At 53.7% G+C, this 11664-nt stretch carries 12 protein-coding genes and 1 pseudogene; all 13 read left to right on the forward strand.

What is annotated here, in order from left to right; all coding sequences use genetic code 11:
* The first annotated feature begins 92 nt into the window (after positions 1-92).
* Entirely contained in the window at positions 93-260 is a 168-nt protein-coding gene (locus KJS55_RS17120) for a transposon-encoded TnpW family protein (RefSeq protein ID WP_213543439.1), read from the forward strand.
* 32 nt (positions 261-292) lie between these two features.
* Positions 293-1147, forward strand: a pseudogene (locus tag KJS55_RS17125) (VirD4-like conjugal transfer protein, CD1115 family); the annotation flags it as partial.
* Positions 1134-1331 (forward strand): hypothetical protein, encoded by a 198-nt coding sequence (locus KJS55_RS17130; RefSeq protein ID WP_208037628.1) that lies wholly within the window; start codon positions 1134-1136, stop codon positions 1329-1331. The pseudogene KJS55_RS17125 and the gene KJS55_RS17130, both read left to right, overlap by 14 nt.
* Positions 1332-1896: 565 nt before the next feature.
* Complete coding sequence (locus KJS55_RS17135; protein WP_002569168.1) at positions 1897-2112, forward strand: Maff2 family mobile element protein; 216 nt, start codon at positions 1897-1899, stop codon at positions 2110-2112.
* Positions 2113-2131: 19 nt separating this feature from the next.
* The gene (locus KJS55_RS17140; RefSeq protein WP_002595174.1) at positions 2132-3001 is read left to right on the forward strand and encodes a VirB6/TrbL-like conjugal transfer protein, CD1112 family; all 870 of its coding nucleotides are present in this window, start codon (positions 2132-2134) and stop codon (positions 2999-3001) included.
* 177 nt (positions 3002-3178) lie between these two features.
* Positions 3179-3580, forward strand: coding sequence for a PrgI family protein (locus tag KJS55_RS17145; protein ID WP_002569171.1), 402 nt, complete (start codon positions 3179-3181; stop codon positions 3578-3580).
* On the forward strand, positions 3531-5969 hold the full coding sequence (locus KJS55_RS17150; protein ID WP_186901675.1) for a VirB4-like conjugal transfer ATPase, CD1110 family: 2439 nt from the start codon (positions 3531-3533) through the stop codon (positions 5967-5969). The genes KJS55_RS17145 and KJS55_RS17150 overlap by 50 nt, the downstream gene beginning before the upstream one ends.
* Positions 5966-6925 carry a DNA-methyltransferase gene (locus KJS55_RS17155; RefSeq protein ID WP_186901674.1) on the forward strand — a complete coding sequence of 320 codons (960 nt, stop codon included), beginning with the start codon at positions 5966-5968 and terminating at the stop codon, positions 6923-6925. Before KJS55_RS17150 ends, KJS55_RS17155 begins: the two co-directional genes overlap by 4 nt.
* A 35-nt stretch (positions 6926-6960) precedes the next feature.
* A complete protein-coding gene (locus KJS55_RS17160) occupies positions 6961-9030 on the forward strand; it encodes a C40 family peptidase (RefSeq protein ID WP_186901673.1) in 2070 nt (689 codons plus the stop codon).
* A gap of 34 nt (positions 9031-9064) precedes the next feature.
* On the forward strand, positions 9065-9343 hold the full coding sequence (locus KJS55_RS17165) for a DUF4315 family protein (protein ID WP_160569317.1): 279 nt from the start codon (positions 9065-9067) through the stop codon (positions 9341-9343).
* Positions 9336-10037 carry a DUF4366 domain-containing protein gene (locus tag KJS55_RS17170; RefSeq protein WP_160569318.1) on the forward strand — a complete coding sequence of 234 codons (702 nt, stop codon included), beginning with the start codon at positions 9336-9338 and terminating at the stop codon, positions 10035-10037. The genes KJS55_RS17165 and KJS55_RS17170 overlap by 8 nt, the downstream gene beginning before the upstream one ends.
* Positions 10034-10222: a hypothetical protein gene (locus KJS55_RS17175; protein WP_002569177.1), complete on the forward strand. Its 189-nt coding sequence runs from the start codon at positions 10034-10036 to the stop codon at positions 10220-10222. The genes KJS55_RS17170 and KJS55_RS17175 overlap by 4 nt, the downstream gene beginning before the upstream one ends.
* A 14-nt stretch (positions 10223-10236) precedes the next feature.
* On the forward strand, positions 10237-11664 hold a 1428-nt coding region (locus KJS55_RS17180), incomplete at its 3' end, for a DNA topoisomerase (protein WP_213543928.1).

Here is an 11664-nt window from a genome sequence, read left to right on the forward strand (position 1 = left end):
CTTAATGTTGCCGCCTTGCCTTGTTCCCTCATACCGACACCGCCCGATGATGAACAGTCACCGGGCATTTTTCATTTACAGGAGGATTTTGAATGAACAATACCGCAACCCACAGCACCACCAACACCCCTTGCCCGACTGTCAGAAAGCAGATCGGCAAGACCACCTATATCGTCCGTGTGCATTTCAGCCAGACCGCAAAAGAGACGATGGAGGACAAAATCAAGCGTCTGCTCCGTGAGGAAGTCCGCAAAATGTGACTGCTTTTTGAATTTGATGAAAAAGTCCTTGACTTTTCGTCTCTGGCAAGACCGCAAAAAGCATACTTATCTCATGCGGCGCGAGGTTAGCCCCATTCGACATTAAGGAGCTGCGGGAGCTTATGGAAACCGACGAAATGGAGCTTGACACCATAGGCGACAGAAAGACCGCCCTTTTCGTGATTATCAGCGACACCGACGACACCTTTAACTTTGTCGTGAGTATTCTCTACACACAGCTATTCAACCTCTTGTGCGACAAAGCAGATGATGAATACGGCGGGCGGCTTCCCGTCCATGTTAGGTGCTTACTTGATGAATTTGCGAATATCGGGCAGATACCAAAGTTTGAAAAGCTCATTGCAACGATACGAAGCCGGGAAATATCCGCGTCAATCATCTTGCAGAGCCAGTCACAGCTAAAAGCCATTTACAAAGACAACGCCGATACCATAGTCGGCAACTGCGACACCACGCTTTTCTTGGGCGGCAAGGAGAAAACCACCCTTAAAGAAATATCGGAAATTTTAGGAAAAGAAACGATAGACAGCTTCAACACTTCCGAAACAAGGGGGCGGGAGCTTTCGCATGGGCTGAACTATCAGAAATTGGGAAAGCAGCTCATGACGGAAGATGAAATCGCAGTCATGGACGGAGGGAAATGTATCTTGCAGCTACGCGGGGTGCGCCCGTTCTTTTCGGACAAATTCGACATAACGAAGCACCCGAAATACAAGTACCTGTCCGACGCAGACCCGAAGAACGCCTTTGACATGGAAAAGCACCTTAAACGCCGCCCCGCCATTGTCAAGCCCGACGAGGTTTTTGACTATTACGAGATTGACGCGGCAGACTTACAGGAGGACGCAGACCATGAGGAAACGTAGCGCAGAGGAAAAACAAAAGCAGCTTGAACGGTTTTTAATGAATGTTGCGGAAGCCGCCGACGCTGCATTATGGGAGTATTGGCGGGAAAAGGAAGCGGAACACCGCCGTTTTGCAACGGAGTATGTCACGCGCCGGGGGCTTATCCCCATTTGCACTAACTTTCCTGGAATGCTGGTAAATTAAGGGCTTTGAGCTTTTCCTTTTGCCTGGATATTGCAAAAACAATGCCAATCAATAGATAAAAATGATTTCTGCATTAAGAAGATTCCTGACAAACGCCCGCTATAAGCTGCTTTCAGTTAAGTTAATGCATATGGGGCTTATCCCGCAACAGTGACAGCATGGCAGACCGCCGGGGGACAGGGGAAGCTACACTTCCCCTACGCTGCCTGGCGGCAGCTACCCCTTTGTGAACTTGCGGGAAGCGAACACCTTGCTACGCAAGCTATTCACTTCCCGCAAGTCTGAAAAAAACGTCCGGCAGCACAGCGGGACACAGAAAGGAGCGATTGAAGCAATCACATCTATCCATACCGGCTACATGATACGCGCCCCCACTTTCCGGCGCAGTACACAGCGGCAGGAGCCGCACCCCTTACAACTGAATACCGCCGCGCCGCAGGACTTACGCAGCGCGGGGACAGCCGCCTTTACCAGAGGGCGGTTTTTTTGTGCGGCGGCGACCATACGCTGACCGCCTTTTGTCCGCTTGCCGGACAGCCGCAGACGCGGCAGAAAGGATATATTTATGGCATTTTTCAATAGCGCAGTAGACGTTTTGCAGACCCTTGTTGTAGCACTTGGAGCCGGGCTTGGTATCTGGGGCGTAATCAATCTGATGGAGGGCTACGGCAATGACAATCCGGGCGCGAAAAGCCAGGGCATGAAGCAGCTTATGGCGGGCGGCGGCGTTGCCCTTATCGGCATGACCCTTGTACCGCTGCTTTCCGGGCTGTTCGGTTAAGAAGCGCGGGTAAAGGCTTATGCAGAGCATACTTGACGCGATTAACGAATGGATAAAGGAAATCCTCATAGGAGCCATAAACGGTAATCTGTCAACTATGTTCGGGGACGTAAACGAAAAAGTCGGCACTATCGCCGCAGAGGTAGGGCAGACCCCGCAAGGGTGGAACGCAAATATATTCTCCATGATACAGACCCTTAGTGAGAATGTAATCGTACCCATTGCGGGGCTTGTCATTACCTACGTCCTATGCTATGAGCTTATCAGCATGGTAACGGAAAAGAACAATATGCACGACGTTGACACTTCCATGTTCTTCAAGTGGGTGTTCAAGGCGTTTGTGGCAGTCTACCTTGTGACGCACACCTTTGACATCACTATGGCGGTGTTCGATATGGCGCAGCACGTTGTTTCCGGCGCGGCGGGGGTAATCGGCGGCAGCACAGAGATTGATGTTGCCGCCGCCCTTGCTTCCATGCAGGACGGGCTTGACGCTATGGAAATCCCCGAACTGCTCTTACTTGTCATGGAAACAAGCCTTGTGAGCTTGTGCATGAAAATCATGTCCGTACTGATAACCGTTATCCTCTACGGGCGTATGATAGAAATTTACCTTTACTGTTCGGTATCGCCTATCCCGTTTGCAACTATGACTAACCGGGAATGGGGGCAGATAGGAAACAACTACCTAAAATCCCTGTTCGCTATCGGTTTTCAAGGCTTCCTCATTATGATATGCGTCGGCATTTACGCCGTACTGGTGAACAACATGATAATAGCGGACAATCTGCACAGCGCGATATTCTCCCTTGCAGCCTACACCGTTATCCTCTGTTTCTCCCTGTTCAAATCCGGCGCACTGGCGAAGTCGATATTCTCCGCGCATTAGCGGCGTGTCAAGGGTAGGGTGGAGATTTTCAGAGCGAAGCGGCGAAAATACGACCCGACCTTGACGCGGGAAAACCCCATAGAATAGGGACGGGCAAAGGGCAGAAATTGACCTTTGCCTTGATTACCCTTATGGGAACTTACAGCAGCACAAAACCCAGAGAAAGGAGGTTTTTACTTGGCGTATGTACCCGTACCCAAAGACTTATCCAAAGTCAAGACAAAAGTAGCTTTCAACCTTACCAAACGGCAGATTGTATGTTTTGCGGCGGCTCTTCTGTTCGGCTTGCCGCTTTTCTTTCTGCTCAAAGACAGCACAGGCACAAGCCTTGCGTCTATGGCTATGATTGCCGTCATGCTGCCCTGTTTCCTCTTTGCCATGTATGAGAAGCATGGACAGCCCCTTGAAGTGGTGGTGAAGAACATCATTCAGACGAAATTCATAGCCCCCAAAGAACGACCATACAGGACAGACAACTTTTATTCCGTCTTAGAACGGCAGAGAAAACTTGAAAAGGAGGTATCAGCGATTGCAAAAGGAAACACGAAGAAACAGCGCGGCGGGAAGCGCAAAGCCTAACCCGCCCCGCAAGCTCACCCGCGCCGAGAAAAAGCAGATTGCAGAAATCATCAGACAGGCAAAGGGCGACGGGAAAGCGCATACCGCACAGCAGACAATCCCCTATATCCAGATGTACCCGGACGGTATCTGCAAGGTTACGGAGCGCAAATACTCAAAGACCGTCGCCTTTGAAGATATTAACTATCAGCTTGCACAGGCAGACGACAAGACCGCCATTTTTGAGAACTGGTGCGACTTCCTCAACTACTTTGACGCTTCCGTTTCGGTGCAGCTCTCTTTCATCAATCAGGGGACGCAGCGGGGCGAAGCGGAAAAAGCGGTCAATATCCCGGCACAGGAGGACGCTTTCAATTCTATCCGCACAGAATACCGGGATATGCTGAAAAACCAGCTTGCAAAGGGCAACAACGGGCTTGTCAAAGCAAAATATATCACCTTTGCCATTGAAGCCGACAGTCTGGGCGCGGCGAAATCCCGCCTTGCCCGTATCGAAACGGACGTGCTGAACAACTTTAAGCTCTTAGGCGTGTCTGCCCGCCCCATGACAGGCTATGAACGCCTTAAAATGCTGCATGGCATTTTCCACCCGGAGGGCGGGCAGTTTTCCTTTGATTTTTCTTGGCTTGCCCCGTCCGGGCTTTCCACAAAGGACTTTATCGCCCCGTCCTCTTTCCGTTTTGGCGAGGGGCGGTATTTCCGCATGGGGCGCAAAATCGGCGCGGTTTCATTCCTTGAAATCCTTGCGCCGGAATTAAACGACCGTATCTTATCGGATATTCTGGACTTGGAAACGGGCGTTATCGTCAATCTGCATATCCACAGTATCGACCAGACCGAAGCCATAAAGACAATCAAGCGGAAAATCACCGACCTTGACAAAATGAAAATCGAGGAACAGAAAAAAGCGGTACGCAGCGGCTACGACATGGATATAATCCCGTCCGACCTTGCCACGTTCGGCAGCGAAGCAAAAAATCTCTTACAGGACTTGCAGAGCCGGAATGAAAGAATGTTCCTCTTGACGTTCCTTGTGGTGAACATGGCAGACACAAAAAGGAAACTGGAAAATGACGTGTTTGCGGCGGCGGGCATTGCACAGAAGAACAACTGCGCCTTGACCCGCCTTGACTACCAACAGGAAGCGGGGCTTATGTCCTCTGTACCGCTTGGGGAGAACCTTATCCCCATTCAAAGAGGGCTTACCACGTCAAGCACCGCTATCTTTATCCCCTTTATCACACAGGAGCTTTTCCAGACGGGCGCGGCTTTGTACTACGGCTTGAACGCCCTGTCTAACAACATGATACTCTGCGACCGCAAGCAGCTAAAGAACCCCAACGGCTTAATCTTGGGTACGCCGGGAAGCGGGAAATCCTTTGCAGCCAAACGGGAAATGACAAACGCTTTCCTCATTACCGACGACGACATTATTATCTGCGACCCGGAAGCAGAGTATTTTTCCCTTGTGCAGCGGCTTGACGGGCAAGTGATACGGTTATCCCCTACGGGCAAGGGCATTGACGGGAAACCCCAGTATGTGAACCCTATGGATATTAACCTCAACTATTCCGAGGACGACAGCCCCCTTGCGCTGAAATCCGACTTTATCCTCTCCCTCTGCGAGCTTGTCATAGGCGGCAAGGAGGGCTTGCAGCCCGTCGATAAGACCGTCATTGACCGCGCCGTTCGGAACGTGTACCGCCCTTTCCTTGCAGACCCCGCCCCGGAAAAAATGCCTATCTTGGGCGACCTCTACGACGAGCTTTTGAAGCAGCCGGAGCCGGAAGCGGCGCGTATTGCGGCGGCGTTGGAGCTGTATGTTTCCGGGAGCCTTAACGTGTTTAACCACCGTACCAACGTGGAGCTGAACAACCGCCTTGTCTGCTTTGACATCAAGCAGCTTGGGAAGCAGCTCAAAAAGTTAGGTATGCTCATTGTGCAGGACCAGGTATGGAACCGCGTCACCGTCAACCGGGCAGAAAGGAAATCCACCCGGTATTTTATGGACGAATTTCATCTTCTCTTGAAAGAGGAACAGACCGCCGCCTATTCCGTTGAAATCTGGAAGCGTTTCAGAAAATGGGGCGGCATACCCACAGCCATTACGCAGAACGTCAAGGATTTGCTTGCTTCCCGCGAAGTGGAGAATATCTTTGAAAACTCTGATTTTGTCCTCATGCTCAATCAGGCGGCGGGCGACCGGGCTATCCTTGCAAAGCAGCTCAACATCTCCCCGCAGCAGATGAAATATGTCACCCACACCGAAGCGGGCGAGGGGCTTATCTTCTACGGGAACGTGGTGCTGCCCTTTGTAGACCGCTTCCCAAAAGACACCGAGCTTTACCGGGTAATGACGACGAAGCCAGAGGAAGTGGGCGAAGCATGAACGGGCTGAAAACTGACACCATCATCAACCGGGACGCGCTCTATGCCTTGCGGGAGCTTCCAGAGGAAAGCGTACACTGTTGCGTCACAAGCCCGCCCTACTATGCGCTTAGAGATTATGGGCTTGATATGCAGATTGGGCGGGAGGACACGCCGGAGCAGTACATTGACAGGCTGACCGAGGTTTTCCGCGAGCTGCGCCGGGTACTGCGTTCTGACGGTACGCTCTGGCTGAATATCGCGGACACTTACTGCGGCACAGGAAATAAAGGCTACCATGCAGACCCGAAGAACCCGAAAGGCAGAAACGGACAGCAGATTGCAAGAAACAACCGCGTTTCCGGCTGCAAACAAAAGGACTTAATCGGTATTCCTTGGCTTTTAGCCTTTGCCCTACGCGCTGACGGGTGGTATTTACGGAGCGACATTATCTGGCAGAAAGAAAACCCCATGCCGGAGAGCGTGAAAGACCGCCCTACCCGCTGCTATGAACATATCTTTCTGCTTACGAAGTCAAAGAAGTATTTTTATGACGCAGCCGCCATAGCCGAGCCGTTAGCCCCCACAACGGCGGCGCGGTACCGCACCGGGCGCAGCGCGGGACAGAAATATGCGGACGAAGTACCCGGACAGGGGAACGTACAGGGGCTTAACCGGGCGCGAAGCGGCAGCTACTACGACGAAGCCCTCATGCCGACCATGCGGAACAGGCGGGACGTGTGGCTTATCAATACCGTTCCCTACAAGGGCGGGCATTTCGCCGCGTTCCCGCCAAAACTTGCCGAAACCTGTATCAAGGCGGGCTGTCCGAAAGGCGGCGTTGTGCTTGACCCCTTTTTCGGCAGCGGCACGACGGGGGCAGCCGCAAGGCAGCTTGACAGGCATTATATAGGCATTGAGATAAACGCCGAGTATTGCGCCCTTGCAAGGGCGCGGATTGGAGGGACAGAAAAATAAAACAGTATCGAGCGCGTGAGAAAGTCACGCAGAAAATGACCCGCGAGGGGGCTGTCGAGGTAAACGCCGCCACCGGGAAAAAGAAACGTATCAGCAAGCGGATAAGGGACGCGGACTTTGCAAAGACCGAAGCCCCGCCGCAGCCGGAACAGGCAGCGCAGCCCCTACCGGGCGGCACAGCTCCCGCGCCCACAGCCGACGCGCCGACGCTTCCCCATGCGCCGGGGGCAGAACGGGAACAGGACACCGCAGCAGCCGAGCGCGTCTTGGAACGTATCGACGGGGCGCGTACCAGAAAGGCGAGCAAAAAGGCGGCGAGGAAAGCACAGGCAGAAGCCACAGCAAAAGAAAAATCTTCCCGCTTGCAGTTTACCGACGAGGAACGGGCAACGCCGGAGCTTGAAAAATATATCCGAAAATCGGACAAAGCAGCCGACCGTCTGGACGCGGCAAAGGCGGCTATCCCCAAAGAAAAGAAACTTGTACGGGAGCGCACCTTTGATGAAGCCACCGGGAAAGGCAAGACCCGCCTACGCTTTGAGGAACGGGAAAAGCCCATAGGAAAAAATAAGCCCCACAATAACCCGCTATCCCGCCCCGCACAGGAAGCGGGTATTTTCGTTCACAACAAGATACATTCCGTTGAAAAGGACAATTCCGGCGTTGAGGGGGCGCACAAATCCGAAGAACTGGCAGAGCGCGGCGCAAAGTACGGGGCGCGGAAAGTCAAGGAGGGCTACCGCAGCCACAAGCTGAAACCTTACCGGGCGGCGGCAAAGGCAGAGAAAACGGCGTTCAAGGCGAATGTGGATTTCCAGTACCATAAATCCCTACATGACAATCCGCAGATTGCGGGCAATCCCCTTTCCCGCTTCATGCAGAAGCAGCAAATCAAGCGGCAGTATGCAAAGTCGGCAAGGAAAGGCGGCGCAAAAACGGCGCAGAAAGCCGCAGAGAACACCCGCAAGGCGGCAAAAAAGACCGCCGAGGAAACAAAAAAGGCAATCGCTTTTGTAGGGCGGCACCCGGCGGGCGTATGTATCGCCGTTGCCGCGCTGCTCTTATTCATCATGGTATCGGCGGGGCTTTCCTCTTGCGGCTCCATGTTCTCCGGCTTGATGAACGGCATACTTGGGACTTCCTACACGTCGGAGGACAGCGACCTTGTGGCGACGGAAAATAATTATGCCGCAAAGGAAAACGAGCTTCAGCAGCAGATTGACAATATCGAAAGCACCCACCCCGGCTATGACGAATACCGCTATGACCTTGACAGTATCGGGCATAACCCCCATGAGTTAGCGTCCTACCTCACCGCCCTTTTACAGACCTACACCCCGCAGAGCGCACAGGCAGAGCTAAACCGCGTCTTTGCCATGCAGTACACTTTGACGCTGACGGAAGAAACGGAAATCCGCTACCGCACAGAAACAAGCACAGACCCGGAAACCGGGGAAACGACCACCGAGGAAGTACCCTACGAGTACCATATCCTCAACGTGAAGCTGACGAGCAAGCCCATTTCCGAGATTGCGGAGGAACTTCTAACGCCACAGCAGCTTGAAATGTACCGCGTCTATCTGGAAACAAGCGGCAACAAGCCGCTGATTTTCGGCGGCGGCTCCCCCGATATGGGCGCGTCCGAGGATTTAAGCGGCGTACAGCTTGTAAACGGCACACGCCCCGGCAACACCGCCGTTGTAGACCTTGCGAAGCGGCAAGTCGGCAACGTGGGCGGGCGACCCTATTGGAGCTGGTACGGATTTAACAGCCGCGTGGAATGGTGCGCCTGTTTCGTTTCATGGTGCTACAATCAAGCCGGAAAGAGCGAGCCGCGCTTTGCCGGGTGCCAGTCACAGGGCGTACCCTGGTTCCAGTCACGCGGGCAATGGGGCGCGAGGGGCTATGAGAATATCGCCCCCGGCGACGCTATCTTTTTCGACTGGGACGGGGACGGGAGCGCAGACCATGTAGGGCTTGTTATCGGAACGGACGGGGAGCGCGTCTATACCGTCGAGGGCAATTCCGGCGACGCCTGCAAGATAAAGAGCTACCCCGTCAATTACTCCTGTATCAAAGGCTATGGGCTGATGAACTGGAATTAACATATTTTTGAGCAAAGAAAGGAGAAATTTATTTATGGCTATGAACAAGATTGAACGTATCGACAAAGAGATTGCAAAGACCCGCGAGAAAATCACCGAGTACCAGAACAAATTAAGGGGGCTTGAAGCGCAGAAAACCGAAGCGGAAAACCTGCAAATCGTACAGCTTGTGCGCTCCATGCGCCTTTCCCCGCATGAGCTTTCCGCTATGCTTTCCGGGGGCGGTATTCCGGGCATGGAAGCCGCGCCGGGCTACCCCGCAGAACCCGCAGACCACAACACCGAAGAAATGGAGGACACCGAGAATGAATAAGAAAATCCTTAGAACCTTGACCGCACTTTGCGCCGCCCTTGTACTTATGGGCGGCTTTTCCGTCACCGCCTTTGCACAGACCCCGGAGGGCGAGGACGCTACCAACGACAGCGGCGTTGTCTACGAGGAACCCCAAAAGGAAGAACCCCTTACCCCGGACGGGAACGCGACCCTTGTAGACGATTTCGGCGGCAACAAGCAGCTTATCACCGTAACGACCAAAAACGGCAATTATTTTTATATCCTCATTGACCGGGACGACGAGGGCGAGGACACAGTACATTTCCTTAATCAAGTGGACGAAGCCGACCTCTTAGCACTTATGGAGGACGGAAGCACCGAAGCAGCCCCGCCCGCCGTTTGCAGTTGCACCGAGAAATGCGAAGCCGGGAAAGTAAATGTGAGCTGCCCCGTCTGCAAGGACAACATGACCGCTTGCAGCGGCAAGGAAGCGGAGCCGGAAACCGAGAAACCAACAGAGCAGCCCAAAGAGAAAGGCAATACAGGCGGGCTTGTGCTTTTCCTTGTCGTGGCACTTCTTGGCGGCGGGGGCGCGTTCTATTATTTTAAGTTTATGAAGCCAAAGCAGAACGTCAAGGGCGACACCGACCTTGAAGATTTCGATTTTGACGATTACGACGAGGACGAGGGGGACGGGCTTTCTGATGAAGAACAGGAGGACGAGGAAGCATGACGCTTTTCACCGAAAACCCTTTAGAAAAAATGATGGTACAAAGACCCACCGGGCGGCGTGACAGTGCGCCGCCCGTTCCAAAATCCCCGGCGTGTATGCGTTGCCCTTATAAGGCGCAATCCCCCTGTATCGGCTATTGTCTGAAACAGGCACAGGAGAAGAAGCACACCGCGCCGGAACGCTGAAAGGAGGATTTTTCATGGCATTTAGACTTGTGATTGCAGAAAAGCCGAGCGTGGCGCAGACTATCGCCGCCGCGCTTGGCATTAAGGGGAAACAGGACGGGTATATCGAGGGCGGCGGCTACCTCATTTCATGGTGCGTCGGGCATTTGGTACAGCTTGCGGAAGCTGCCGCCTACGGGGAGCAATATAAAAAATGGAGTTTTGAGAGCTTACCCATTCTGCCGGAGGAATGGCAGTACGCCGTTGACCCGGACAAGGGGAAGCAATTCAAAACCCTAAAAGAGCTTATGCACCGCGCCGACGTTTCCGAAGTGGTAAATGCGTGTGACGCGGGGCGCGAGGGTGAATTGATTTTCCGCTTTGTCTACGAAGCGGCGGGCTGCAAGAAGCCCATGCGCCGCTTGTGGATTTCCTCAATGGAGGACGGGGCGATTAAGGCGGGCTTTGCTTCCCTCAAAGACGGGCGGGAATACGACGCGCTCTTTGCGTCTGCCCTCTGCCGCGCAAAGGCTGACTGGCTTATCGGCATTAACGCCACCCGGCTTTTCTCCTGCCTGTATGGAAAGACCTTGAACGTGGGGCGCGTCCAGACCCCGACCTTAAAAATGCTCACCGACCGGGACGCGGCTATCTCCCATTTCCAGAAAGAAAAATATTATCATGTGCGCCTTGATTTATCCGGCGCGGAAGCGGCAAGCGAAAGGATTTCAGACAAGGCAGAAGCCGCCGCGCTGAAAGGGGCTTGCGAAACAGAAACGGCGGTATGCGTTTCCCTTACCAGAGAGAAGAAAACCGCAGCCCCGCCGAAGCTCTTTGACCTTACCTCTTTGCAGCGGGAAGCGAACCGCATTTTCGGCTACACCGCGAAACAGACCCTTGACCTTGCACAATCCCTTTATGAAAAGCGGCTCCTTACTTATCCGAGGACGGACAGCAGCTTTCTTACTGACGACATGGGCGGCACCGTAGCGGGCATTATCGCGCTGCTCTGCGAAAAGCTCCCCTTTATGGCGGGCGCGGACTTCACGCCGGAGGTTGCAAAGGTATTAGACAGCAAGAAAGTATCAGACCACCACGCAATCATTCCCACTATGGAGCTTGCAAAGGCTGACCCGGACGCGCTGCCGGAAAGCGAGAAAAATATCCTTACCCTTGCGGGGGCGCGTCTGCTCTCTGCCACCGCCGAGCCGCATATCTTTGAAGCGGTTACGGCGGTTTTCTCATGCGCTGATACGGAGTTTACGGCGCGGGGAAAGACGGTGCTTTCTGACGGGTGGAAAGAGATTGAACACAGATACCGGGCGACGCTGAAAGATAAACCCGACCCGGAGGACGGGGAAAATGAGGGTGTGACGCTGCCGGAGCTTTCCGAGGGACAGGGCTTTCCTAACCCCGCCGCAAAAGTAACGGAGCATACCACAACGCCGCCGAAGCCCCACAGC

Source organism: Pusillibacter faecalis (genome assembly GCF_018408705.1).
Taxonomy (GTDB): Bacteria; Bacillota; Clostridia; order Oscillospirales; family Oscillospiraceae; genus Oscillibacter; species Oscillibacter faecalis.